Here is a 23,896-nt window from a genome sequence, read left to right on the forward strand (position 1 = left end):
AGGCTCAGCCCCGCCAGATCTCCCCGACGCGTTGCGCGTGGGCCGTGCCCTGGCGTCGGCCCTCGCGCGCCGCCCCGGGGATGCGGGAGGCGTCCAGGGGGTTGCGGCCGAAGGCGCGGCGGGCCTCCCGGTCGGGGGTCAGCAGGGCGACCCGGGCACCGCGCGAGGAGAGGGTCTCGGCCTGGCTCCGTGCGCTCGGGCTCGCTCCCGCCCCCTTGGGGATCGGGGCGAGTACGACGACGCGCGCGCAGTCGTCGACCAGGTCGGCGTTGGTCGTGGAGCGGACGCCGCCGTCCATCCAGCGGCCGGAACCGATGGTGACCGGCGGGAAGAGGGGCGGCAGTGCGCAGGTGGCCGACATGGCGTGCAGCAGGTCGGTCCCGCTGTCGGCGTCGAAGGCGGCCGGCTCGCCGGTGAGCGCGTCGACGGCGAACATCCGGACGGTTCGGTCGGGCCAGTCGCGGACGGGGAGTTGGGGGCCGATGGCGTCGAGGACCGCGGACTCCGGCACGTCGCGCACGGAGAGCGCGAGCCGGCCGAGACGCTTGACCACCGTCTCCGGGTCCCGGGAACCGAGCGCGGCCCACAGGTACCTGACCGTCATGCCGAAGGTGAAGTCCACCTCCAGCATGGCGCGTTCGCCGTTGAGCTGCTCCTTGTAGAGGTCGGCCGGGGCCGATCCCCGGGCCAGGTCGAGCGCCAGCAGGGAACCCGCCGACGTGCCCGCCAGGACGCCGGCGTCCGTGAGGTCCACCCCGGCCTCGGCGAGTCCCGCCAGGACGCCGATCTGCCATCCGTACGCGGTCAGGCCGCCCCCGCCCAGCACCAGTGCCGTATCCGCCACGTCCACCCCTCTCCATACCGGGGACCACTCCCCGTTTACCGCTGGAGCGTGACGCTAGCAGGTAAGCGGGGAGTGGTCCACGGTTGGGGTGACCGGTCGCCTCAGGTGCGGGCCAGTACCGACGCCACCACCTGGCGCAGCATCGCCGCCGGGTCGGGAGCGGGCCCCGGGGAACGCCAGGCCACGAAGCCGTCGGGGCGGACCAGGACCGCGCCGCCGCGGGTCACACCGTGGGCGCGCGCCCAGTCGGCCTCCTCGTCGTCCGGGGTCAGGTCGGCCCCGGGCGCCCCGCCCACGCGGTACGACTTCAGCGGGACCCGCATCCCGGCGGCCACCTCGGCGGCGGCCTCGTGCCAGCCGGTGGGCTGGGCCGCGTCGCTGAGCAGGACGAGGGAGTCCTCGTAGAGGTCCAGGGTGGACAGGCGCTCCTCGCCCCGGCGGAGCCAGAGGTGGGGAGCCCGGCTGCCGGGCGCGCCGGTGAGGTCGAGGCCCTCGGGGACCACCGGGGTCGCCGGGTCGGCGCCGACCACCGCGCCCCGTGGGTAGCGGTAGCCGAGGGCGACGTTGAGGATGCCGCGCTGCGGGCCCCCACCGGGACCGCCGCCACCGGGCGCACCACCGGGACGGCCCGGACCGCCCGGATCACCCGGACCGCCGGACCCTCCAGGCACGCCTCCCGATCCCCCGGGCACGCCTCGCGTACCACCGGGCACGCCTCCCGTACCACCGAGCGCGCCTCCCGGGCCACCGGAACCACCGGGACCGCCGGGACCGCCGCCCCCCATGACCGGCGGCGGCGCGAACCCCGGGTGGCTGTGCTCGACCGAGCGGTGGGCGGCCCGCGCGCTGGTGGCCTCCGCGACCGGGCGCCGTTCCATGTCGTAGGTGTCCAGGAGGCCCTCGCCCGCCCAGCCCTCCAGCACCGCGGCCAGCTTCCAGGCGAGGTTGTGGGCGTCCTGGATGCCGGTGTTGGAGCCGAAGGCGCCGGTGGGGGACATCTCGTGGGCCGAGTCGCCGGCCAGCAGGACGCGGCCGGAGCGGTAGCTGCGGGCGACGCGCTGGGCGGCGTGCCAGGGGGCCTTGCCGGTGATCTCGACGTCCAGGTCCGGGTCGCCGATGGCGCGGCGGATGTGGGCGGCGCAGCGCTCGTCGGTGAAGTCCTCGACGGTTTCGCCCTGATCGGGGTGCCAGGGGGCGTGGAAGACCCACTTCTCGCGGTTGTCGACGGGCAGGAGGGCGCCGTCGGCGTTCTCGTCCGTCAGGTAGCAGACGATGAAGCGGCGGTCGCCCACCACGTCGGCGAGGCGACGGGAGCGGAAGGTGATGCTGACGTTGTGGAAGAGGTCGCCGGGTCCGCTCTGGCCGATGCCGAGCTGCTCGCGGACGGGGCTGCGGGGGCCGTCGGCGGCGACCAGGTAGTCCGCGCGGATGGTGGTGTGCTCGCCGGTCTCCCGGCTCTTCACGATCGCCGTGACGCCCTCGGTGTCGGCCTCGAAGGAGAGCAGTTCGGTGCCGAAGCGCAGGTCGCCGCCGAGGTTCGTGGCGTGGGTGAGGAGTTCGGGTTCCAGGTCGTTCTGGCTGCACAGGCACCAGGAGCTGGGGCTGAAGCGGGCCAGCCCGTTGCCGGGGTCGATCTGCTTGAACAGCCACTCCCCCGCGTCGCCGACCAGGGTGGGCGTCTGGAGGATGCCGTGGTTGTCGGCCAGGGTGGCGGCGGCCCGGCGGATGTCCGGCTCGGTGCCGGCCACCCGGAAGATCTCCATCGTCCGGACGTTGTTGCCGCGTCCCCGCGGGTGGATGGAGGTGCCGGCGTGCCGCTCCACCAGGGTGTGCCGGACGCCCAGCCGTCCCAGGAACACGGAAGTCGACAGGCCCACCAGGGACCCGCCGACGACCAGGACCGGGACACGGTGGGTCCGGTCGCCCCCGGGGGCGGCGCCGCCGGACCGGTCGGCTCTTTCGTTCATGCTTCGTCCTCCGTTGTGCGACAGACGTCCGACAGATGTCCGACTGACGTGCGACAGATGTCCGAGTGGGCCGACAGACGTGCGTCAGACGTGCGAGTGGGGTCCGACAGGGGTGCGCCGGGGCCTTCATGCATGCCCCGTACGGCCCGTCGGGGCCCGCGGCGGCGCAGGCTTCACCCGCTTAACCCTCCTGGTTCGCGGACCCCGCGGGCACGGCCCACGATCGTGCTTACGCGACCGTCGCACCCCGCCTGCCTGGTGGGCGCCGACGACGATCGCCCCAGTCCACGAGGAAGTTCCCCGGAGAAGAGGTGGGCCGGATGACGGTCTCTCCCGTCGTAGCGACGGATGCCCCGAGCACGGACGCGACGGATGCCACTGCGGCGTCGGGCACGGCGTCGTCGCCCGCCGTGGCGACGGACGCGGGCGGCGTGTCGATATCCGCGTTCGACGGATCCCGCGTGCGGGTCGTCCTGATGCTGGACGTCCACGACGGAATGCAGCAGGAGTTCCTGGACGCCTACGAGCGCATCCGCGACCGGGTCGCCGCCGTGCCGGGCCACGTCAGCGACCAGCTGTGCCAGTCCCTGGAGAACCCGACCCAGTGGCTGCTGACCAGCGAGTGGGAGAGCGCCGCGCCCTTCCTGGCCTGGGTCAACAGCGACGAGCACCTGGACACGGTGGAGCCGCTGCAGACCTGCGTCCGTGACACCCACTCGCTGCGCTACAGCGTCCTGCGGGAGACCGACGGCGCCCGGCCCGCACCCGGTGAGCCGCGCTCGGCGCCCCGGATCGGGGGCAACGTCGTACGCCATGCCCTGACCTTCACCGTGCGGCCCGGCACCGAGGCCGAGACCGCCCGGCTGCTGTCCGAGTACGTGTCGCCCGACGCCCACGTGGACGGCGCCACGCGGCTGCTGCGCACCTCGCTGTTCATGTCCGGCAACCGGATCGTGCGGGCCGTGGAGGTGCGCGGCGACCTGCAGACCGCGCTGCGCCACGTCGCCCGGCAGCCCGGAGTGCGGGCCGTGGAGGAGGCCCTCGACCCGTATCTGGAGCAGGAGCGGGACCTCACCGACCCGCGTTCGGCCCGGCGGTTCTTCACCCGCGCCGCCATGCCGGCCGTCCACCACGCGACCTCCCCCGGCCGGGCCGGCACGCGCACCGAGCGGCTCGCGCTGCTCTACCCGGTGCGCGCCGGCGCCGGTGGCGAACTGGCCCGGCTGCTGGCCCGCCGGGACGCGGCCACCGCACAGGCCCCGGACAGCCCGGTGCTCGCGGCCACCGTCTTCCACCGCGACGACCTCGTCGTACGGCTCGTCGACGTGGCCGGTGATCCCGAGGCCGCGCCCGCCGCCGTCCTGGGCCTGCACGGGTCCGAGGGTGCCGAGGCCGCCGAGCGGCTGCTGGACACCGCCGCGGTCGGCGTCGACGGGCCGCCGACCGAGGCCGGCACGCTGGCCCGGCTGCTGACCCGGGTCCGGATGACGCCCCTGACCGACCGGCGTTCGGCCGGTTCCTGAACCCCGCTCCCCGCGACCGCGCGACACCCCCGCCCCGGCCCGCGCGACCCGCCGCCGCTCCACCCCGTTCCGCCCTGCTTCTCCTCGCTTCTCCCGCTTCCCCGCTTCTCCCGCTTCCCCGCTCCTTCCCCCTTCCTCCCTTCACCCCGGAGTGAACGACATGACAGACCAGCAGGTACGCATCGTCTCCCTCGGCGACATCGCGCCGAACCGCCGCCGCGGCGGAGACCTCCGCGCCCTTCTCACGCCCACCACCGCCGGGTCGACCAGCGGCTTCATGGGCGTGGCCATCGTGCAGCCCGGCGACCGCATCGCCGAGCACTACCACCCGTACTCCGAGGAGTTCGTGTACGTCACGGAGGGCGCCCTCGAAGTGGACCTGGACGGGGTGCCGCACTCGCTCGCCACCGGCCAGGGGCTGCTGATCCCGCAGGACATGCGCCACCGCTTCCGCAACGCGGGGGACGTCGAGGCGCGGCTGGTGTTCCACCTGGGGCCGCTGGCCCCGCGTCCGGAGCTGGGCCACGTCGACACCGAGGACGCCGAGGGCAACGCGCTCCCGTGCGACGGGGCGCACGCGGGTCACGCCGGGCACGAGCGGCCCGCCGCGGCCGAGGTGGTGTCATGACCCGGCGCCGGGTCGCCGTCACGGGCATAGGCGTCGTCGCCCCGGGCGGGATCGGCGTGCCCCAGTTCTGGGGGCTGCTGTCCGAAGGCCGTACGGCGACGCGCCGGATCTCCCTGTTCGACCCGGCCGGGCTGCGCTCGCAGATCGCCGCCGAGTGCGACTTCGAGCCCTCCGACCACGGGCTCGGCCTCGCCACCGCCCAGCGGTGCGACCGGTACGTGCAGTTCGCGCTGGTGGCCGCCTCGGAGGCGGTGCGGGACGCGAACCTCGACATGAACCGCGAGGACCCCTGGCGGGCCGGTGCCACCCTCGGCACGGCGGTCGGCGGCACCACCCGGCTGGAGCACGACTACGTCCTGGTCAGCGAGCGCGGCAAGCGCTGGGACGTCGACGACCGGCGGGCCGAACCGTACCTGGAGCGCGCCTTCACCCCCGCCACCCTCTCCTCGGCGGTCGCCGAGGAGTTCGGGGTGCGCGGGCCGGTGCAGACGGTCTCCACCGGGTGCACCTCGGGCCTGGACGCCGTCGGGTACGCCTACCACGCGGTCGCCGAGGGGCGGGTCGACGTGTGCCTGGCGGGCGCGGCGGACTCGCCGATATCGCCGATCACCATGGCCTGCTTCGACGCCATCAAGGCGACCTCGCCGAACAACGACGACCCGGCGCACGCCTCCCGCCCCTTCGACGCCGACCGCAACGGCTTCGTCATGGGCGAGGGCGCGGCGGTGCTGGTCCTGGAGGACCTGGAGCACGCCCGGGCCCGGGGCGCGGACGTGTACTGCGAGATCTCCGGCTACGCCACCTTCGGCAACGCGTACCACATGACCGGGCTCACCAAGGAGGGCCTGGAGATGGCGCGGGCCATCGACACGGCGCTGGACATGGCCCGCCTCGACGGCTCCGCGATCGACTACGTCAACGCGCACGGCTCCGGCACCCAGCAGAACGACCGGCACGAGACCGCGGCCGTCAAGCGCTCGCTGGGCGAGCACGCCTACGCGACGCCGATGAGCTCCATCAAGTCCATGGTGGGCCACTCGCTCGGCGCCATCGGCTCGATCGAACTGGCCGCGTGCGTGCTGGCGATGGCCCACCAGGTGGTGCCGCCCACGGCCAACTACACCACCCCCGACCCCGAGTGCGACCTGGACTACGTGCCGCGTGAGGCACGCGAGCGGACGCTGCGGCACGTGCTGTCGGTGGGCAGCGGCTTCGGCGGCTTCCAGTCCGCGGTCGTACTGAGCGGCAGTGAAGGAGGGCTGCGATGAGCGGACCACAACGGACCGGCACCGGCGGTGGGAGCCGGCGCGCGGTCGTCACCGGACTCGGTGTGGTGTCGCCGCACGGCACCGGTGTCGAGGCGCACTGGAAAGGGGTCGCTGACGGCACCAGCAGCCTCGGGCCCGTCACCCGGGAGGGCTGCGTGGACCTGCCGCTGCGGGTCGCGGGCGAGGTGCACGGTTTTGAGGCGGCCGAGACGGTCGAGGACCGCTTCCTCGTCCAGACCGACCGGTTCACGCACTTCGCGCTGGCCGCCACCCAGCACGCGCTGGCCGACGCCCGGTTCGGCCGGGCCGACATCGCCTCGCCGTACTCGGTCGGCGTGGTCACCGCGGCGGGCTCGGGCGGCGGCGAGTTCGGGCAGCGGGAGCTGCAGAACCTGTGGGGCCAGGGCTCGCGCCATGTCGGCCCCTACCAGTCGATCGCCTGGTTCTACGCGGCCAGCACCGGCCAGGTCTCCATACGCAACGACTTCAAGGGCCCCTGCGGAGTCGTGGCCGCCGACGAGGCGGGCGGCCTGGACGCCCTGGCGCACGCGGCCCTGGCCGTGCGCAACGGCACCGACACGGTGGTCTGCGGCGCGACGGAGGCGCCGCTTGCCCCGTACTCGATCGTCTGCCAGCTGGGCTACCCCGAGCTGAGCCGGGCCACCGAACCCGACCGCGCCTACCGCCCGTTCACCGACGCGGCCTGCGGGTTCGCACCGGCCGAGGGCGGTGCCGTACTCGTCGTGGAGGAGGAGGCGGCGGCCCGGAAGCGCGGGGCGGACGTGCGGGCGACGGTGGCCGGGCACGCGGCGACCTTCACCGGGCCCGGCCGCTGGGCCGAGTCCCGGGAGGGCCTGGCCCGCGCGATCGGGGGCGCCCTGGCCGAGGCGGGCTGCCGGCCGGAGGACGTCGACGTGGTCTTCGCGGACGCCCTCGGGGTCCCGGAGGCCGACCGGGCCGAGGCGCTGGCCCTGGCCGACGCGCTGGGCCCGCACGCCGCGCGGGTGCCGGTCACCGCGCCCAAGACCGGCACCGGGCGGGCGTACTGCGCGGCACCGGTGCTGGACGTGGCGACGGCGGTGCTCGCGATGGAGCACGGGCTGGTCCCGCCGACCCCGCACGTCTTCGACGTGTGCCACGACCTGGACCTGGTGACCGGGCGGGCCCGCCCCGCCGAGCCGCGCACCGCCCTGGTCCTCGCGCGCGGGCTCATGGGATCCAACTCGGCGCTCGTCCTGCGACGGGGCGCCGTCCCGGCCGAGGGCCGCTGACCGACGACCGACGACCGACGGCCACGGGGACACCCGTGGCCGACCAACCCGAGTCAAGGAGCACACCCCATGACCGACCAGCTGGACTACCAGGTGACTGTCGAGGAGCTGTCGGAGCTGATGAAGCGCACCGCCGGCGTGCACGTCGACCCGATCACCCTCCAGCAGCAGGCCGACGACGGTTTCGACACCTTCGGCCTGGACTCCCTCGGCCTGCTGGGCATCGTGGCCGAGCTGGAGAAGCGGTACGGACTCGGCCTGCCCGAGCAGGCCGAGCGCTGCAAGACGCCCGCGGATTTCCTCGCGCTGGTCAACGGCGCCCTGAAGACGGGAGTGTGACATGGCAGGGCACACCGACAACGAGATCACCATCGCCGCTCCTATGGAGCTGGTCTGGAACATGACCAACGACATCGAGAACTGGCCCCGGCTGTTCAGCGAGTACGCCTCCGTGGAGGTGCTCGACCGCGACGAGGACCGCGTCACGTTCCGACTCACCATGCACCCGGACGCCGACGGCAAGGTGTGGAGCTGGGTCTCCGAGCGGGTCGCGGACCCCGTCACCCGCACGGTCCGCGCCCAGCGGGTGGAGACCGGCCCCTTCCAGTACATGAACATCGTCTGGGAGTACGCGGAGACCGCCGAGGGCGTCGTCATGCGCTGGACGCAGGACTTCGCGATGAAGCCGGACGCGCCCGTGGACGACGCCTGGATGACGGACAACATCAACCGCAACTCCCGGACGCAGATGGCGCTGATCCGGGACCGGATCGAGCAGTCGGCGGGCGAGCGGCGGACCGCTTCGGTGCTCGCCGACTGACACCCACGGACCTCGGCGAAGGGCAGCACCCCATGCACCACACACTGATCGTCGCCCGGATGGCACCCGGCGCGGCACCGGACATCGCGAAGGTGTTCGCGGAGTCCGACAGCGGCGAACTGCCGCACCTGGTCGGCGTCAACCGGCGCAGCCTCTTCGAGTTCGGTGACGGCGTGTACCTGCACCTCATCGAGAGCGACGAGGACCCGGCCCCCACCATCGGCAGGCTGACCGGCCACCCGGAGTTCCGCCAGGTCAGCGAGCGGCTCGAACCGTACGTCTCGGCGTACGACCCGGCGACCTGGCGCGGTCCGAAGGACGCGATGGCGCGCTGCTTCTACCGCTGGGAGCGGACCCCCGCCGGCTGACGGCACTCCGTCCTCGAAGAGCCCGCACGCGTCGGGGTCGCCCGGTCTCCACCGGGCGGCCCCGACGTGCACGTTCTGGGCGAAGACGTCGCCGCGCCTCGAACGGTTGCCCGCACGGGCCGGATGTCCGCGTGAGAAGGGACACTGCGGAAACCGTGACGTTTTCGCACGTCCGTCCGCTTGGATCTTGGGGTACAACGGCACACCGGAGTCCGCTGTGCGCGCCCCAACGACCAGCAGAGAGGACGCCCGCCGTGGGCCGAACCACCGCCCGCCGGTCCGGCCGGAGACCCGGGCCGGACGGTGCCGGGGACAGATCCCGCTCCCGCAGAGGCAGACGCCGCGGACCCGCCCGCGCGGTCCTCGCCTTCGTCGCTCTCGGGGCCGTCCTGCTCACCGCGGGCGCCGCCGTCGCGTACTGGCGGGAGATCCGGCCGCCGGTGACGGACGACCAGGTGGCCGACGTCAAGGACGCCCTGGACGTCTCCACCCGTACGCCGTCCCCGTTCCGCTCCGCTTCGGCGTCGCCGTCCCCGACGACCTCCCCGTCGCCCTCGGCCTCGCCCTCCCCCAGCACCATCGCCATTCCGGCGACCGGACCCGGCACCTTCGTCACCGCCCGGGCCGACGGCTCGACCGTGGGCACCGGCAGCCGCGTGCGCCGCTACAAGGTCCTGGTCGAGGAGGGCATCGACGTCCGGCCGAGCGCCGCCGCCGCCGAGATATCCGACGTGCTCGCCGACCGCCGCGGCTGGACCCGGAACGGCACCGACTCCTTCCGGCTGGTCAGCAGCGGCTCGTACGACTTCGTGGTGAAGATCGCCACGCCGGGCACCGTCGACGAGATCTGCGGGGCCGCGGGTTTGCTCACCCGGGGTGAGGTCAATTGCAGCGTCGGCACGGACGTCGTGGTGAACCTCAAGCGCTGGGTGCTGGGCTCCCCGGAGTTCGACGGCCCGATCCACGAGTACCGGGCGCTGATCGTCAACCACGAGGTCGGGCACCGCATCGGCCACGGCCACGAGACCTGCCCCGGGGCCGGGCGGCCCGCTCCGGCGATGATGCAGCAGATCAAGGGCCTCAAGGGGTGTGTGGCCAACGCCTGGCCCTACGACGAGGACGGCGCCTACCTGGGCGGCCCCTCGGTGCCCTGAGCAGCCTCGGCGCGGCACGTTCGGCGGACGGTTCGCGGGACAGGACGCGGGGCGGGGGGTGAGGATCGGACCATGACCACCACACCTGGCTTCGACCCCCGTGCCCTGCTGGCCGAGAGCCGGCTCGGCGTACTGGCGACGATCAAGTCGGACGGCCGCCCGCAGCTCTCGCCCGTCATGCCCGCCTACGACCCCGACGCGGGCGTCATCCGCGTGTCCACCCGCGAGGGACTCGCCAAGACGGCGAACCTGCGCCGGGACCCGCGGGCCGCGCTGGAGGTGACCGCCCCGGACGGCAGGTCCTGGGCCACCGCCGAGGGCGTCGCCACCCTCACCGGGCCGGGCACCGACCCGCACGGACCGGAGGTCGACGCGCTGGTGGAGTACTACCGCGCCGCGGCCGGGGAGCACCCGGACTGGGACGAGTACCGGTCGACGATGGTGTCCGACCGCCGGGTGCTGCTCACCCTCACGGTCGAGCGGGTGTACGGCGCCGACATCGGCTGAAGCCGAGCGCGCGGGAGCGGGCCCCGCGCGCTCCGCAAGTTGTGTGCCGGAGCGGTGAAGGATCCGCCCGCCGTTCGCGTATCTCCTGGCGTACCCGTACGAGTACGCACGTGAGCACGCGTGCGCGTACCCCGCGTCGCCCCTGGAGGCACCATGCGCCCGTCCCGCAGCAGGATCGGAGTCGTCGTCCTGTTCGGTGCGATGACCCTGACCCTCACCGCGCTGGCCTTCCCGGCCGTGCTCGGTCTGGACAAGGCCGACGGCAACCAGAACCGGGTGGTGGCCAGTACGAAGTTCGGTCCGCTCACCGAGGCCGACCGCGACTTCGTGGTCAAGGTCCGCGCCGCCGGGCTGTGGGAGTACCCGCTGGGCGAGATGGTGATGGAGCGCGGTACGACGAAGGCGATGAAGACGGCCGGTGAGCACCTGGTCGTCGGGCACGCCGGACTCGACGCGATGTGCCGCGAGATCTCCCCGGAGCTGGGCATCACGCTGCCCAACCGGGCCTCCCCGCAGCAGGAGGGCTTCGTGGCCACCGTGGACGCGAAGACCGGCAAGGAGTTCGACTCGTCGGCGGTCAACATCATGCGGGTGACCCACGGTCAGATCTTCCCGGCGATCGCCAAGATCCGGGCCTCCACCAAGAACACCCTCGTGCGGCAGCTGGCGGACCTGGCCAACGACACGGTGCTCGACCACATCACGGTGCTGGAGAAGACCGGGCTGGTCGAGTACGACCAGGTCACCTTCCAGCAGACCGGCCCGGCGAAGCTGCCGAGGGAGAAGGTCACCCCGCCCCCGCCGCCGCCGGGCGAGCAGGTGCTGGTGCTCAAGCCGCGCCCCGACCTGAACGTGAACACCGCCTCCCCGACGCCCACTCCGTCCCCGGCGGCCCCCTGAGCCCCGGGGCGCGGGCACGATCACGACCGAGTCACGACCGGGGGCGCGGGGAACGGGCCGCCGGTCGCGCACGTTCTCAGGGAGTGGCGGCCGACGGAGTCCGCCGGGCCATGACCATCCGGTGCCGGACCCGGTGGTGGGCGGGCCGATCCCTCCTCCCGCCCGCGTCCGTCCGGGGCCGACGACGAGAAGAGCGGGACCATGACCGCTTCCGGGCCGGGCAGCGGCGACACACCGGGTGAGCCGGACGGTGCGCCGGTCGTGCCCGAGTACGTCTGGCGGCTGTTCCTGGAGGACGACGAGCGCGCCATCCGGGCCTCCGCCCCCAGGGAACCCTCCGCACGCGACCGGACCCCCGGATGGCGACCGGAGGAGCCCCCCGCCGATCACTCCGATCGCCCCGATCTCCCCGATCAGTCCGGTCAGTCCGGTCACTCCGACGGCGCACGCGGCACGGTCGGCGATGCGTGGCGCCGGGAGGAGACCTGGGCCGGGCCGGCCTGGCGCGAGCTGGACGGCCGGGCCCGGCTGCGGCGGACGGGCCGGGTGGCCGGTACGGCCGCCGCGGTCGCCCTCGCCCTGACCGCGTGGTCGCAGCTGTCCACCGGACCGGCCACCCCGGGCGGCGGGCCGGCCGAGACCATCGGGCGGCGTCTGGAGGAGAGCCCCGCCCTGCCCACACCGGCCTCCCTCGCGCCGGCCTCTCTCTCGCCGACCGAGTCCGCCGCGGCGAGCCCCGCCGTCTTCGAGCCCGCGCCGTCCGCGATACCCGGGCGTCCACGTCCGCCTGGACGGTCGACTGAACGCCCGCGCGCCCGTGGAGCGCACCCGCCGACCCGGGTGAGCGCCCGCGCCCGTCAGGCGCTGCGCCTGCGGGACGCCGTCTTCTTGCCGGTGCTCTTGGCCGTGCTCTTGGCCGCGGCCTTGTCGCCGCTCCTGGTGGCGCTCTTGGCCGTGGCCTTCTTGGCGGTGCTCTTGGCCGCCGTCTTCTTCGCGGACCCGGCGGACGACCTCGCCGTCGACTTCTTCGGCTCCGCCTTCTTGGCCGCCGTCTTCTTCGCCGCCGTCGACGTCGACTTCTTGCCGCCGGTCTCCTTGGGGGCCCGCCGGGCGGAGGACTTGCGCTGCGGCAGGGATCTGACCTCCGCGTCCTCGGCCGCGCCGGCCTCCTCGCCGTCCCGGGACTCCCGCGCCGCCCGCACGCTGCTCTCCAGCGCGGCCATCAGGTCCAGCACCTTCCCCGGCGCCGCCTCCGCGGGGGCCTCCGGGGGCCGCTCACCGGCGGCCTTGGCGGCGATGACCTCCTCGACGGCCTCCTGGTACTCGTCGTGCAGGTCGTCCAGGTCGATCTCGCCGAGGGTGTCCATGAGGGCGTCCGCGAGGTCCAGTTCCTGCTCGCGCACGGTGACACCGCCCTCCGGGGCGACGCCCTCGGGAGCGCGCACCTCGTCCGGCCACAGCAGGCCGTGCATCGCGATGGCGTCGCCGACGACCCGGAGCATGCCGAGTCGCTCGCGGCCGCGCAGCGCGAACTTGGCGATCGCGACCCGGTTGCTGCGCTTGAGCGCCTCGCGCAGCAGGGTGTACGGCTTGGCGGCCGGGGCGCCGCTCGCCGCGAGGTAGTAGGCCGAGCCCATCTGGAGCGGATCGATGCGGTCCTCCGGGACGAAGGCCACGATCTCGATCGTGCGGGCCGTCGGGATCGGCAGCTGGGACAGGTCCTCGTCGGTGATCGGGATCATCGAGCCGTCGGCGTCCTCGTAGGCCTTGCCGATCTCGGCCTGGGTGACCTCGCGGTCCTCCAGTTCGCACACCTTGCGGTAGCGGATCCGGCCGCCGTCCTCCGTGTGGATCTGGCGGAAGGAGACCGAGTGGCTCTCGGTCGCGTTCACCAGCTTGATCGGGATGCTGACCAGGCCGAAGGAGATGGCGCCGTTCCAGATGGATCGCACGTGCAGCACCGTTCCTTTCGGGCGCTTTCAGATATTTTGTCCCCGTTCTATGAGATTCTCATGGTATGGCGCCGATGACGGAAGTGGAGGGGCGACGGGTGGCCCTCAGCAACCTGGACAAGGTGCTGTATCCCGCGACCGGCCTCACCAAGGGCGAGCTGCTGCACTACTACGCCACGACCGCCCAGGTGCTGCTGCCGCACCTGCGGGACCGCCCGGTCTCCTTCCTGCGGTATCCGGACGGTCCGGACGGCCAGGTGTTCTTCACCAAGAACGTGCCGCCCGGTACCCCCGACTGGGTCACCACGGCCGAGGTGCCCCGCTCGGAGGGTCCGGCCCGGATGGTGCTGGTGCAGGACCTGCCGAGCCTGATGTGGGCGGCCAACCTGGTGACCGAGTTCCACACCCACCAGTGGACCGCGGACGACCCCGGCGAGGCCGACCGGCTGGTGTTCGACCTGGACCCGGGGCCGCCCGCGACGGTGGTGCAGTGCTGCGAGGTCGCGCTGTGGCTGCGGGAGCGGCTGGCGGCGGACGGGATCGAGGTGTACGCCAAGACCTCCGGGGCCAAGGGGCTGCATCTGCTGGCGGGGGTGCGGGGGGCGCCCTCGGAGCGGGTGTCGGATTATGCGAAGGCGCTCGCGGTGGAGGCGGAGCGGGCGCTGCCGCAGCTGGTGGTGCACCGGATGACGCGCAGTCTGCGGCCGGGGAAGGTGTTCGTGGACTGGAGCCAGAACGCCGCGCGCAAGACCACGGCCGCCCCGTACACCGTGCGCGCCCGCGACGTGCCGGCGGTCTCCACGCCGGTGACGTGGGACGAGGTCGCCGGGTGCGGGCGGGCGGAGCAGTTCGTCTTCCTGGCGCCGGACATCGGGCCCCGGGTGCGGGGCCACGGCGACCTGCTGGCGCCGCTGTTCGAGCGGCGGCGGGCGGCGACGCTGCCCTGAGCCGGACCTCAGAGGCGCTTCCAGGTGGCCCGGTCCCGGGCCATGGCGTGCAGGGCCTCCACGTCCGCCGGTTTCAGCACCCCGCCCGTGCGGCCCAGGTCCGGCAGCTCCCGGTCCGTGAGGACGCGCACCGTGCGGGGCGGAGCGGTGACGGAGACCTGCGCCGGCCCGACGAGGACGAGGACGGGACGGACCTCCGCCGTCAGGGCGTGGGAGGCCCGGTCGGCGTCCGCGCGGACCCGGCGCAGCAGGGGGCGGGGTGCGCGGCGGCCCAGCGCCACCAGCGGGTCGGCGACCCGCACCCGCTGTCCGCGGGCGGGCAGCACGTGGAGGGCGAAGAGCCCGCCGGGCCCGATCAGCAGGTGGTGGACGCGGTCGCCGCCGGGCAGCGGGAGGGAGTGCAGGGTGTGCCAGCCGGCGCCGTCGAGACGGTCGAGGGCCGCCCCCGTCGCCTGCTCGGCGGCCAGCTCCCGGCGGCGCGGGTCGGGGCGCAGCCGGTGCGCCGGTGCGGGCTCGCGCTCCAGGGCGATCAGGAGGGCCTCGCCGGGCCGGTTGGGGGCGAGGTCGTCGTCCGGGTGGAGGGTGAGCCGGGCCAGCTCGGCGGGGGTCGGCACCGGGGGCGGGCCGACCGTGACCGGGCCGGTGACGAAGGGGCCGAGGGCCTGGAGGACCTCGTTCCTGCGGTCGTCGCTCAGCAGGTTGACGCGGGCCGCCTCACGGTCGTACCAGGCGACGTTCCCGCCGTCCGGAAGGCAGACGTAGAGCCGTTCCCGGCCGTGGCGCCGGGTCGGCACGACGCGCAGTCCGTCCATGCCATCACCCCCCGTCCATGGGACCAGGAGGGGTGCTGCCGGGGCAAGAACCCGGTTACCTTTGGGAGGAGTTGGGCAGGCCCTGGGCGGGACTGGGGAGGCGCCTGTGCGTACCCGTGGGAAAGGCCCCGACGTGCCGGCCCCGGACCGGCCGTGGGACGAGATCGTGCCGGGGCTGTGGATGGGCGGGCACGAGTTCCGGCGGCCCGGCGGACGGCTGGAGTTCGCCGTGGTGCGGGACGAGTTCGACCTCGTGCAGACGCTGCTGCGGCTGCCCGGGCACGGGCCGGACGAGGGTGTCGAGCACCATGTCTGGCCGATCCCGGACGGCCCCCTGGACGGCACGCAGCTCGCCGGGGTGATCCGGCTGGCCCAGGCCGCGGGCGAGGCGCTGGACGAAGGCCGCAGGGTCCTCGTCCGCTGCTATCACGGGTACAACCGCTCCGGTCTCGTCGTGGCGCACGCGCTGATGCGCCGGGGCGGCAGCGCCGAGGAGGCGATCCGGCTGATCCGGGCCCGGCGCTCGCCGTGGGCGCTGCACAACGACCTGTTCGTGGCCTATCTCCGGGCCGGTCTGGCCACCGTGCGGCTGCTGGAGGAACTGGCCGAGTAGCCCGGCGGGCCCGTGCGCACGCAAAATGGCCTTCCGTACGGCGATGCGTACGGTGCCGCGGCGTCCGCGGTGCCGCCCGCGGCCGTGCGGGACCGCCGACGCCGATCACCGAACCCCAGGAGTGCAGTGCTCCCGAGCCGCCGCGGGCACCCCGCCCGCGTCCCCGCCGCCCTCGCGCTGCTCCTGGCGGCCGCGGCGACCGGCGCGCTGGCGGCCTGCGGGGACACCGGCGGGCTGGCGGACGCCGGGGCGACGGCCGCCGCGCGCGATCCGGCCCGGCTCTGGCCCGGCCTGACCCCGGCGTCCAGTCCGGCGTACGACATCGGCGAGGTGGAGCACGCGCCGGTGAAGGGCGTCGCGGTGCCCGGCGGCGACATCCGCAGGGCGGACCCGGTGGCCGCGGTGCGGGCCGAGATCGCCGCCCACCCGGACGACTACGCGGGCGCGAAGGCGCGGTACCACGAGACGTCGGTGCGGATGGCGGACTGCGGCACGGACGGCGCCGGTGCGGGCGGCTGCCCGGTGCTGCGGCCGTACTACCGGGACCTGACCGGTGACGGGCGGCCCGAGATGACGCTGGGTTTCCGGCTGCTGCCGGACAAGCTGACCGCGGTGCGCGTGTACACCGTCGAGAAGGACCGGCTCGTGCGGGTCATGTCCTACGAGGACGCCGTGAGCGCGGTCGAGCTGGCCGGGCGGACGGTGATCGTCCGCTCGCCCTCGGAGGTCGCCGGGTACGAGTACCGCCTGCAGTGGACCTGGGACGCGGACCAGCGGGCCATGCTGCTGACCAGCGACGAGATGCTGCGCACCGACGACGGGGGACGGCACACGAAGCGGCCGTCCGCCTCGCCGTCCGCCTCACCCTCGCCCTCACCCGCCGCGTCGTCCTCAGCGAGCGCCCGGTGAGGCTCGCGCTCTTCCGGTGGGCCGGTCCGCTCGCGGTGAAGGCGGCCGTCTTCATCACCGTGATGTGCTGCGGGCTCGCCGCGCTGCTCGGCGTCCTGGTGCACGTCTCGGTGACCGACCAGACCGTCGGCCAGGCGCGTGACGTCGCCCTGTCCCGGCTGCGGGACGCCACGGAGTCCTACGAGGCGGGGGACCCGCTGCGGCGCGGGGCCGGCGTCGATCCGCCGGGGCTGCCGCGGCGGCTGCGTGAGCTGGCCGTGTCGGGGCGGCGCGGCACGATGGTCGCCGAGTACGCGGGGCGCCCCACGATGTGGGCGGCGGGTCCCGCCGACGGCGGCCGGGTGCTGGCGGTGCGGGTCGACCACTCCCAGGGCCAGGCCACCATCGACGGCCTGGACCGCGCGATCGTGTGGTCCTCGGCCCTGGCGATCGGGGCGACGCTGCTGGTCGGCGCGTTCGCGGTGACGCGGGTGACGCGGCGGCTGCACGCCACGGCGCGGGTGGCGCGGCGGATCAGCGCCGGCGACCTCGACGCGCGGGTCGGTGATCCGCGCGCCCAGGATCCGACCCGCCCGCAGGACGAGGTGGCGTCGGTCGCCGCCGCGCTGGACTCCATGGCGTCGTCGCTGCAGGGCAAGCTGCTCGCCGAGCAGCGCTTCACCGCGGACGTGGCGCACGAGCTGCGCACCCCGCTCACCGGCCTGCACGCGGCGGCCGAGCTGCTGCCGCCGAGCCGCCCCACCGAACTGGTGCGGGACCGGGTGGCGGCGCTGCGCACCCTCACCGAGGACCTGCTGGAGATCTCCCGGCTGGAGAGCGGACGGGAGCAGCCCGCGACGGAGCCGGAGGAGCTGAGCGCGCTGGCGCGGCGGGTGGTGCGGGGCTCGGGCACCGGCACGCGCGTGGACGTCGTACGGGACGCGTGGGTGGAGACCGACCGGCGGCGCCTGGAGCGGGTGCTGGGCAATCTGGTCGCGAACGCGCACCGGCACGGGCGGGCGCCGGTGGTGCTGACCGTGGACGGTGCGGTGATCACCGTACGGGACCACGGGGACGGCTATCCGGAGTACCTCCTGGCGCACGGGCCGCAGCGTTTTCGCACCGAGGGCGGGACGAAGGGGCACGGTCTGGGGCTGACGATCGCGCTGGGGCAGGCCGAGGTGCTCGGGGCGCGGCTGGAGTTCACCAACCCGCCGGACGGCGGGGCGCTGGCGCGGCTGACACTGCCTCAGCAGCCCTGACCACGGCACCTTCCCCGATGGCCCAGTGCGGCGGGCGGCGGGCACGGGGCGCTCCTAATGTGGCGGTTAGTCACCTGAAGACCCGTTCGCTCCCGGGAGGTACTCCCATGTCGCCACTGTCCGCACCGGCCTCGCGTTCGCCCCTGGTCCGCGGCCTCGCCACCGTCCTCGCGGCCGGCGCGCTCGCCACCGCCGTCGCCGTCACGCCCGCCGTCGCGAACGACGGGCGGAGCGGGGAGACCGGCTCCACGTCCGCCGTCAACGACGGCGGAACCCGCGGCGGGAACGGCGGCGACGAGCGGGGCGGCAGCGACGGCCGCCAGGAGCAGGGCCGCTACCGGGGCGTCGTGACGGCCCATCGGCTCGCCCTGCGCACCTCGCCGACCCGCGGTTCGGACGTCATCCGGTACGCCCGCCGGGGCGAGGTCGTCTCCATCTACTGCAAGACGCCCGGCGACCGGGTGCAGGGCAACCCCCTCTGGTACCTCCTCACGGACGGCACCTGGGCCTGGGGTGCGGCCCGTTACATCGACAACATCGGCCCCGCGCCGCGCTGGTGCTGAGCCGAACGCCGCGCACACCCCACCATTTGGGTAAGTTCCGGACATGACCAAGGCCGGAACCGGAACCGGGATCACCGTGGCACAGGCGGACACCCCCGCTCCCGTCGCCCGGCTCCCCCGGCGCCGGGGCATCGAACTCGCGCTCATCGTGATGGCCGTCCTGCTGTCGGTCTTCGGCTACTGCAACGTCGGCCTCGCCCAGCACGACGCCCTTCCGCCCGACGCCGCCGGTTACGGCGCCGGGCTCGGTGTGCTCGCGCTCCTCGCCCACCTGGCGGTGCGGCTGCGCGCCCCGTACGCCGACCCGCTGCTGCTGCCCATCGGGGTGCTGCTCAACGGCCTCGGCCTGGTGCTGATCTACCGGCTCGACCTGGAGACGCCGGGCGACCGGGCGGCCCCGGCCCAGCTGGTGTGGTCGACGCTGGGCGTCGGGGCGTTCATCGTGGTCGTCCTGCTCCTGCGCGACCACCGGGTCCTGCAGCGCTACGCCTACGTGTGCGTCGCCGCGGCGCTCGCCCTGCTCACCGTGCCGATCTTCTTCCCGGCGGTGAACGGCGCCCGTATCTGGATCCGGATCGAGGACTTCTCCATCCAGCCCGGCGAGTTCGCGAAGGTGCTGCTCGCGGTGTTCTTCGCCGCCTACCTGGCCGCCAACCGCAGCGCGCTGGCGTACGCGGGCCGCCGGGTGTGGCGGCTGCAACTGCCCACCGGCCGGGTGCTCGGCCCGATCCTCGCGGTGTGGCTGGTCAGCGTCGGCGTCCTGGTCCTGGAGCGGGACCTCGGCACCTCGCTGCTGTTCTTCGGCCTGTTCGTGGTCCTGCTGTACGTCGCCACCGGCCGCACCGGCTGGATCGCCGTCGGCCTGCTGCTGGCCTCGCTGGGCGCGGTGGCCGTGGGCTGGCTGGAGCCGCACGTGCACGGCAGGGTGGAGGACTGGCTGCACCCGTTCGCGTCCATCGAGGCGGGTGACGGCCCGAACCAGCTGGCCCAGTCCCTCTTCGCCTTCGCGGCGGGCGGGGTGACGGGCACCGGTCTCGGCCTCGGCCACTCGGTCCTGATCGGCTTCGCCGTCAAGTCGGACTTCATCCTGGCGACGGCCGGGGAGGAGCTGGGCTTCCTCGGCCTGACCGCCGTCTTCCTGCTGTACGGGCTGCTGGTGGAGCGGGGCTACCGGGCGGGCCTGGCCGCCCGCGACCCGTTCGGCCGGCTGCTCGCGGTCGGCCTCTCCTCGATCGTGGCCCTCCAGGTGTTCGTCATCGCGGGCGGGGTGACCGGACTGATCCCGCTGACCGGCATGGCGATGCCGTTCCTGGCGCAGGGCGGGTCCTCGGTCGTCACCAACTGGGCGATCGTGGCGCTGCTGATCCGGGTCAGCCACGCGGCCCGGCGCGGGACGCCCTCGTGACCCGGAACATCCGGCACGCGGCCGTCTTCTGCGCCCTGCTGCTGGTCGCCCTGGTGGTCAACGCGGCCCGGGTGCAGATCGTCCAGAAGCCGGAGTACGACGGCAACCCGGCCAACCGCCGCCCCGACATCGCCCGCTACCAGCAGCCGCGCGGCGACATCCTGGTCGGCGGCGAGGCGGTCACCGGCTCCCGGGACACCGGCGAGCACCTGCGCTTCGAGCGGACCTACGCGAACGGGCCGATGTACGCGCCGATCACCGGCTTCGCCTCGCAGGCGTACGGCACGACGCTGCTCGAACACGCCGAGGACGGACTGCTGTCCGGCGCCGACCCGATGCTCGCGCCGCTGCCGCTGTGGAACGACGTCACGGGTGCCCACAACCCCGGCGGCGACGTGGTGACGACGATCGACGGGGCCGCGCAGCGGGCCGCGTTCGAAGGGCTCGGCGGGCGCAAGGGGGCGGTGGCCGCGATCGAGCCGGCCACCGGCCGCATCCTGGCCCTGGTCTCCACGCCCTCCTACGACCCCCAGTCGCTGTCCGGCAACAGCACGGCCGCCACCCGGACCTGGCACCGGCTGAACGACGACCCGGACAAGCCGATGCTCAACCGGGCGGTGAGCCGGACCTATCCGCCGGGTTCGACGTTCAAGGTGGTCACCGCGGCGGCGGCGCTGGACGCGGGCGTGGTCCGCGACCTGGACGCGCCGACCCGCTCCCCCGATCCGTACACCCTGCCCGGGACGCGGACGAAGCTCACCAACGAGGCCGACGGGTGCCGCGACGCCTCGCTGCGGGAGGCGTTCGAGTGGTCCTGCAACACGGTGTTCGCCAAGCTCGGCGTGGACGTGGGCGTGTCCGGCATGACGGCGATGGCGGACGCCTTCGGCTTCAACGACGGCGGACTGCGGATTCCCTTCCCCGTCGCACGGAGCACCTTCGACACCTCGGTGGACCGGGCGCAGCTCGGTCTGTCGTCGATCGGCCAGTACAACACGCGGGCGACGCCGCTGCAGATGGCGATGGTGGCGGCCGCGGTGGCGGGCGGCGGCCAGGTGCGCTCGCCGTACCTGGTGGAACGGACGCTGCGGGCGGGCGGCAGCCTGGTGGCGGCGGCCGGGTCGCGTCCCTCCCGGGAGGTGATGCGCCCCTCGACGGCGGCGCTGCTCAAGGAGCTGATGACCGGGGTGGTGGACCAGGGCACCGGCGCGAAGGCGGCGATCCCGGGCGCCACGGTCGGCGGCAAGACCGGCACGGCCCAGCACGGGGCCGGCAACTCGGGCACGCCGTACGCGTGGTTCATCTCCTGGGCGCGGGGCGACGGGGACGTGGAGCCGAAGGTCGCGGTCGCGGTGGTGGTCGAGGGCTCGGCGGCGGACCGCGGGACCGTCAGCGGAGGCGGCCTGGCGGCGCCGGTCGCCCGGGGGGTGATGGAGGCGGTGCTCGCTGGATGAGACGGGGGTACCGCCTCCCGATGCGACCGACCTAACGTTCGGTCCATGACTGACGACGCCGTGTACGAACTCGCCCAGGTCAACATCGCCCGCCTCAAGGCCCCTCTGGACTCACCGCAGTTGAAGGATTTCGCGGACGCCCTCGATCCGGTGAACGCGTCCGCCGACGCGGCGGACGGATTCGTGTGGCGGCTCCAGAGCGAGGGCGGGGACGCGACCGACATCCCCGTTTTCGGGGACTCCTGGCTGATCGTCAACCTGACGGTCTGGCGGGACGCCGACGCCCTGACGGCGTTCATGTACCAGGGACGGCACCGGGAGATGCTGGCGCGGCGACGCGAGTGGTTCGAGCGGCTGGCGGAGGCCGTCACGACCCTGTGGTGGGTGCCGGCGGGCCACCGCCCCACGGTCGCGGAGGCGGAGTCCCGGCTGCTCCACCTGCGCACCCACGGACCGACGCCGTACGCCTTCACCCTGCGGACGTCCTACCCCGCCGGGACGTCGGTGCCGGTGCCCGGCGAGGTGCCGGAGGGGCTGGGCTGCTCGGTGTAGGAACCTGAACACGCCTCACTTCTTTACTCGCGGTCAACAACTTCCGCGCAGGGGATTGACGAGCTTGCTGACACGCAGTCTCATAAGACGGAGCAAGCTGGAGTGACCGCGGGTAACACGATCTGTTCGACGAGGTGGGACACAGCCATGACGACCCTGACGGAAGCCGACGCGCTCGAGGGCCTGCGCGACGCGCTCGGCCTGCTCAAGGACCGGGAGCAGGTGGCCGAACGGCTGCTCGACTCGTCCGCCAAGCACTCCTTCGACCCCGACAAGGAGCTGGACTGGGACGCGCCGTTCGAGGACGGCAAGTGGTTCTGGCCGCCGGAGCTGGTGTCGCTGTACGACACGCCGATGTGGCGGCGGATGAGCGAGGAGCAGCGCATCGCCCTCTCCCAGCACGAGGCCGCCGCGCTCGCCTCGCTCGGCATCTGGTTCGAGCTGATCCTTATGCAGCTCCTGGTCCGGCACGTCTACGACAAGGCCGCGACGAGCGCCCACGTGCGCTACGCGCTCACCGAGATCGAGGACGAGTGCCGGCACTCGAAGATGTTCGCCCGGCTGATATCCCGCGGCGAGACCCCGTGGTACCCGGTGAGCCCGGCCCACCAGCACCTGGGGCGCCTGTTCAAGACGATCTCCACCACGCCCGGCTCCTTCACCGCCACGCTGCTCGGTGAGGAGGTCCTGGACTGGATGCAGCGGCTGACCTTCCCGGACGAGCGGGTCCAGCCGCTGATCCGGGGCGTCACGCGCATCCACGTCGTGGAGGAGGCCCGGCACGTGCGCTACGCCCGTGAGGAGCTGCGCCGGCAGATGGTGACGGCCCCGAAGTGGTCGCAGGAGTTCACCCGGGTCACCTCCGGGGAGTTCGCACGCGTCTTCTCCAAGGCCTTCATCAACCCCGAGGTCTACCCGAACGTCGGCCTGGACAAGCGGGAGGCCCTGGCCCAGGTCCAGGCCAGCGGCCACCGCAGGGAGATCATGCAGACCGGCGCGAAGCGCCTCACCGACTTCCTGGACGACATCGGCGTACTGCGCGGTGCCGGCCGGAAGCTGTGGCGGTCGTCGGGACTGCTGGCGTAGTCCGGCCGGTCCGGTCCGCCGACGTGGGTGGGCCCCGGTTCGTCCGGGTTACGCTGCGGCTCATGACCCCGCAGGCCCCCACCCCCGCCTACCGCCGACTCAGCGTCGAGGAGCGCCGCGTCCAGTTGCTGGAGGCGGCGCTCGCCCTCTTCGCGCACCGGCCGCCGGAGGAGGTCTCCCTGGACGACGTGGCCGAGCAGGCCGGGGTCTCGCGGCCGCTGGTCTACCGCTACTTCCCCGGCGGCAAGCAGCAGCTGTACGAGGCCGCGCTCAGGTCCGCCGCCGACGAGCTGCGGCTCTGCTTCGACGAGCCCCGCGAGGGTCCGCTGCTGGCCCGGCTCTCCCGCGCCCTGGACCGCTACCTCACCTTCGTCGACCAGCACGACACCGGCTTCAGCGCCCTGCTGCGCGGCGGCAGCGTGGTCGAGACCTCGCAGACCTCGGGCATCGTGGACGGTGTGCGCCGGGCCGCGGCCGACCACATCATGCGCCACCTGGACGTCACCGGGCCCGGCCCCCGGCTGCGGATGACCGTCCGAATGTGGATCACGGCGGTGGAGGCGGCCTCGCTGATCTGGCTGGACGAGGACAAGCAGCCGCCCGTGGACGAGCTGCGGGACTGGCTGGTGGAGCAGTTCCTCGCGGTGCTGACGGTCACCGCCCGCCGCGACCCGCAGACCGCGACGCTGGTCGAGGCGCTGGCGGCGGACCTCTGACCGTGCGCCGGCCTCCGGCACCGGTGCGCCGATCACCGACACTGGTGCCGTGAAGAGCGAAGACACCCCCTTCGAGGGCGGCCCCATGGACGGACGCGTACTGCCCGTCCTGGTCGGGATGACCGGGCACCCGCCGAAGACGTACCGCATCCCCGTCCCGGACCCGGACGGCGGCCCGCCCACCGTGCTGGTGTACCGGCGCGTGCCCCGCCACTCGCGGGGCGGGCTGCGGTTCGCCCGGTGGAAGTACGCCTACGACCCCTCGGGCAAGCAGGGCTCCGGCCGGAAGTGGCCGTGGTCGAAACCGGACCGTCCGGCAGCCACCGATCCAGACGCCACGCCGCGCGGCAAGCCGGACGACGCGGACGGGTGACCCCCTTGCGCCGATCCGCGCAC

25 protein-coding genes are annotated in these 23,896 nt (G+C 73.8%); 21 read left to right on the forward strand and 4 right to left on the reverse strand.

The window, feature by feature from the left end; genetic code table 11:
• Positions 1-4: 4 nt before the first annotated feature.
• Together BZZ08_RS09510 and BZZ08_RS09515 are read right to left on the reverse strand one after the other, a co-directional pair.
• Positions 5-844 carry a patatin-like phospholipase family protein gene (locus tag BZZ08_RS09510; RefSeq protein WP_198601376.1) on the reverse strand — a complete coding sequence of 280 codons (840 nt, stop codon included), beginning with the start codon at positions 842-844 and terminating at the stop codon, positions 5-7.
• Between the two features lie 101 nt (positions 845-945).
• On the reverse strand, positions 946-2,811 hold the full coding sequence (locus tag BZZ08_RS09515) for an FAD-dependent oxidoreductase (protein WP_104631718.1): 1,866 nt from the start codon (positions 2,809-2,811) through the stop codon (positions 946-948).
• A 320-nt stretch (positions 2,812-3,131) separates the two neighbouring features.
• Here BZZ08_RS09515 and BZZ08_RS09520 point away from each other — a divergent pair, with 320 nt between their 5' ends.
• From BZZ08_RS09520 to BZZ08_RS09565, 10 genes are all read left to right on the forward strand, one after another.
• Positions 3,132-4,334: a SchA/CurD-like domain-containing protein gene (locus BZZ08_RS09520; protein WP_104631719.1), complete on the forward strand. Its 1,203-nt coding sequence runs from the start codon at positions 3,132-3,134 to the stop codon at positions 4,332-4,334.
• A 160-nt stretch (positions 4,335-4,494) separates the two neighbouring features.
• A complete protein-coding gene (locus BZZ08_RS09525; RefSeq protein WP_104631720.1) occupies positions 4,495-4,962 on the forward strand; it encodes a cupin domain-containing protein in 468 nt (155 codons plus the stop codon).
• Positions 4,959-6,230, forward strand: a complete 1,272-nt coding sequence (locus BZZ08_RS09530) for a beta-ketoacyl-[acyl-carrier-protein] synthase family protein (RefSeq protein ID WP_104631721.1) — start codon at positions 4,959-4,961, stop codon at positions 6,228-6,230. Before BZZ08_RS09525 ends, BZZ08_RS09530 begins: the two co-directional genes overlap by 4 nt.
• Positions 6,227-7,501: a ketosynthase chain-length factor gene (locus BZZ08_RS09535; protein WP_104631722.1), complete on the forward strand. Its 1,275-nt coding sequence runs from the start codon at positions 6,227-6,229 to the stop codon at positions 7,499-7,501. Before BZZ08_RS09530 ends, BZZ08_RS09535 begins: the two co-directional genes overlap by 4 nt.
• Positions 7,502-7,570: 69 nt before the next feature.
• The gene (locus tag BZZ08_RS09540; protein ID WP_104631723.1) at positions 7,571-7,840 is read left to right on the forward strand and encodes an acyl carrier protein; all 270 of its coding nucleotides are present in this window, start codon (positions 7,571-7,573) and stop codon (positions 7,838-7,840) included.
• Position 7,841: 1 nt separating this feature from the next.
• Positions 7,842-8,321, forward strand: a complete 480-nt coding sequence (locus BZZ08_RS09545) for an SRPBCC family protein (protein WP_104631724.1) — start codon at positions 7,842-7,844, stop codon at positions 8,319-8,321.
• A 32-nt stretch (positions 8,322-8,353) separates the two neighbouring features.
• Positions 8,354-8,689, forward strand: a complete 336-nt coding sequence (locus BZZ08_RS09550; protein ID WP_011030169.1) for a TcmI family type II polyketide cyclase — start codon at positions 8,354-8,356, stop codon at positions 8,687-8,689.
• 254 nt (positions 8,690-8,943) lie between these two features.
• On the forward strand, positions 8,944-9,843 hold the full coding sequence (locus BZZ08_RS09555; RefSeq protein WP_104631725.1) for a DUF3152 domain-containing protein: 900 nt from the start codon (positions 8,944-8,946) through the stop codon (positions 9,841-9,843).
• Positions 9,844-9,915: 72 nt separating this feature from the next.
• Positions 9,916-10,350, forward strand: a complete 435-nt coding sequence (locus BZZ08_RS09560) for a PPOX class F420-dependent oxidoreductase (RefSeq protein ID WP_104631726.1) — start codon at positions 9,916-9,918, stop codon at positions 10,348-10,350.
• A 153-nt stretch (positions 10,351-10,503) separates the two neighbouring features.
• Complete coding sequence (locus BZZ08_RS09565; RefSeq protein WP_104631727.1) at positions 10,504-11,250, forward strand: DUF4142 domain-containing protein; 747 nt, start codon at positions 10,504-10,506, stop codon at positions 11,248-11,250.
• Between the two features lie 857 nt (positions 11,251-12,107).
• On the opposite strand, the gene ku is transcribed toward BZZ08_RS09565, so the two are convergent.
• Complete coding sequence (gene ku / locus BZZ08_RS09575) at positions 12,108-13,202, reverse strand: non-homologous end joining protein Ku (protein WP_198601377.1); 1,095 nt, start codon at positions 13,200-13,202, stop codon at positions 12,108-12,110.
• Positions 13,203-13,267: 65 nt separating this feature from the next.
• Between ku and ligD the strand changes: the two genes are divergently transcribed.
• Entirely contained in the window at positions 13,268-14,149 is an 882-nt protein-coding gene (ligD, locus tag BZZ08_RS09580) for a non-homologous end-joining DNA ligase (protein WP_104631729.1), read from the forward strand.
• A gap of 8 nt (positions 14,150-14,157) precedes the next feature.
• On the opposite strand, the gene BZZ08_RS09585 is transcribed toward ligD, so the two are convergent.
• The gene (locus BZZ08_RS09585) at positions 14,158-14,961 is read right to left on the reverse strand and encodes a nuclease-related domain-containing protein (RefSeq protein ID WP_104631730.1); all 804 of its coding nucleotides are present in this window, start codon (positions 14,959-14,961) and stop codon (positions 14,158-14,160) included.
• A gap of 106 nt (positions 14,962-15,067) precedes the next feature.
• Between BZZ08_RS09585 and BZZ08_RS09590 the strand changes: the two genes are divergently transcribed.
• The 10 genes from BZZ08_RS09590 to BZZ08_RS09635 all read left to right on the forward strand — a co-directional run bounded on the left by BZZ08_RS09590 (position 15,068) and on the right by BZZ08_RS09635 (position 23,873).
• Positions 15,068-15,574 carry a protein-tyrosine phosphatase family protein gene (locus tag BZZ08_RS09590; RefSeq protein ID WP_241965414.1) on the forward strand — a complete coding sequence of 169 codons (507 nt, stop codon included), beginning with the start codon at positions 15,068-15,070 and terminating at the stop codon, positions 15,572-15,574.
• Positions 15,575-15,700: 126 nt separating this feature from the next.
• A complete protein-coding gene (locus tag BZZ08_RS09595; protein ID WP_104631732.1) occupies positions 15,701-16,483 on the forward strand; it encodes a hypothetical protein in 783 nt (260 codons plus the stop codon).
• Entirely contained in the window at positions 16,480-17,724 is a 1,245-nt protein-coding gene (locus tag BZZ08_RS09600) for an ATP-binding protein (protein ID WP_104631733.1), read from the forward strand. The genes BZZ08_RS09595 and BZZ08_RS09600 overlap by 4 nt, the downstream gene beginning before the upstream one ends.
• Positions 17,725-17,831: 107 nt before the next feature.
• Positions 17,832-18,287, forward strand: a complete 456-nt coding sequence (locus tag BZZ08_RS09605; RefSeq protein ID WP_104631734.1) for an SH3 domain-containing protein — start codon at positions 17,832-17,834, stop codon at positions 18,285-18,287.
• 43 nt (positions 18,288-18,330) lie between these two features.
• Entirely contained in the window at positions 18,331-19,692 is a 1,362-nt protein-coding gene (locus BZZ08_RS09610) for an FtsW/RodA/SpoVE family cell cycle protein (protein WP_198601378.1), read from the forward strand.
• Complete coding sequence (locus tag BZZ08_RS09615; protein WP_104631735.1) at positions 19,689-21,146, forward strand: penicillin-binding transpeptidase domain-containing protein; 1,458 nt, start codon at positions 19,689-19,691, stop codon at positions 21,144-21,146. Before BZZ08_RS09610 ends, BZZ08_RS09615 begins: the two co-directional genes overlap by 4 nt.
• A gap of 45 nt (positions 21,147-21,191) precedes the next feature.
• Complete coding sequence (locus tag BZZ08_RS09620; protein ID WP_104631736.1) at positions 21,192-21,698, forward strand: DUF3291 domain-containing protein; 507 nt, start codon at positions 21,192-21,194, stop codon at positions 21,696-21,698.
• 147 nt (positions 21,699-21,845) lie between these two features.
• A complete protein-coding gene (locus BZZ08_RS09625; RefSeq protein ID WP_104631737.1) occupies positions 21,846-22,784 on the forward strand; it encodes an AurF N-oxygenase family protein in 939 nt (312 codons plus the stop codon).
• 62 nt (positions 22,785-22,846) lie between these two features.
• A complete protein-coding gene (locus BZZ08_RS09630) occupies positions 22,847-23,500 on the forward strand; it encodes a TetR/AcrR family transcriptional regulator (RefSeq protein ID WP_104631738.1) in 654 nt (217 codons plus the stop codon).
• Between the two features lie 49 nt (positions 23,501-23,549).
• Positions 23,550-23,873 (forward strand): hypothetical protein, encoded by a 324-nt coding sequence (locus tag BZZ08_RS09635; protein ID WP_104631739.1) that lies wholly within the window; start codon positions 23,550-23,552, stop codon positions 23,871-23,873.
• Positions 23,874-23,896: the final 23 nt, after the last annotated feature.

It is taken from the genome of Streptomyces sp. MH60, assembly GCF_002939385.1.
In the GTDB taxonomy this organism is placed as follows: domain Bacteria; phylum Actinomycetota; class Actinomycetes; order Streptomycetales; family Streptomycetaceae; genus Streptomyces.

Bases quoted from the DNA above. Each gene is read 5' to 3' on its own strand.
- BZZ08_RS09520 (WP_104631719.1), top strand. From the start codon at position 3,132: ATGACGGTCTCTCCCGTCGTAGCGACGGATGCCCCGAGCACGGACGCG.
- BZZ08_RS09535 (WP_104631722.1), top strand. From the start codon at position 6,227: ATGAGCGGACCACAACGGACCGGCACCGGCGGTGGGAGCCGGCGCGCG.
- BZZ08_RS09625 (WP_104631737.1), top strand. From the start codon at position 21,846: ATGACGACCCTGACGGAAGCCGACGCGCTCGAGGGCCTGCGCGACGCG.
- ligD (WP_104631729.1), top strand. From the start codon at position 13,268: ATGGCGCCGATGACGGAAGTGGAGGGGCGACGGGTGGCCCTCAGCAAC.
- BZZ08_RS09620 (WP_104631736.1), top strand. From the start codon at position 21,192: ATGACTGACGACGCCGTGTACGAACTCGCCCAGGTCAACATCGCCCGC.
- BZZ08_RS09545 (WP_104631724.1), top strand. From the start codon at position 7,842: ATGGCAGGGCACACCGACAACGAGATCACCATCGCCGCTCCTATGGAG.
- BZZ08_RS09540 (WP_104631723.1), top strand. From the start codon at position 7,571: ATGACCGACCAGCTGGACTACCAGGTGACTGTCGAGGAGCTGTCGGAG.
- BZZ08_RS09515 (WP_104631718.1), bottom strand. From the start codon at position 2,811: ATGAACGAAAGAGCCGACCGGTCCGGCGGCGCCGCCCCCGGGGGCGAC.
- BZZ08_RS09585 (WP_104631730.1), bottom strand. From the start codon at position 14,961: ATGGACGGACTGCGCGTCGTGCCGACCCGGCGCCACGGCCGGGAACGG.
- BZZ08_RS09550 (WP_011030169.1), top strand. From the start codon at position 8,354: ATGCACCACACACTGATCGTCGCCCGGATGGCACCCGGCGCGGCACCG.
- BZZ08_RS09530 (WP_104631721.1), top strand. From the start codon at position 4,959: ATGACCCGGCGCCGGGTCGCCGTCACGGGCATAGGCGTCGTCGCCCCG.
- BZZ08_RS09630 (WP_104631738.1), top strand. From the start codon at position 22,847: ATGACCCCGCAGGCCCCCACCCCCGCCTACCGCCGACTCAGCGTCGAG.
- BZZ08_RS09610 (WP_198601378.1), top strand. From the start codon at position 18,331: ATGACCAAGGCCGGAACCGGAACCGGGATCACCGTGGCACAGGCGGAC.
- BZZ08_RS09605 (WP_104631734.1), top strand. From the start codon at position 17,832: ATGTCGCCACTGTCCGCACCGGCCTCGCGTTCGCCCCTGGTCCGCGGC.
- BZZ08_RS09560 (WP_104631726.1), top strand. From the start codon at position 9,916: ATGACCACCACACCTGGCTTCGACCCCCGTGCCCTGCTGGCCGAGAGC.
- BZZ08_RS09565 (WP_104631727.1), top strand. From the start codon at position 10,504: ATGCGCCCGTCCCGCAGCAGGATCGGAGTCGTCGTCCTGTTCGGTGCG.
- BZZ08_RS09525 (WP_104631720.1), top strand. From the start codon at position 4,495: ATGACAGACCAGCAGGTACGCATCGTCTCCCTCGGCGACATCGCGCCG.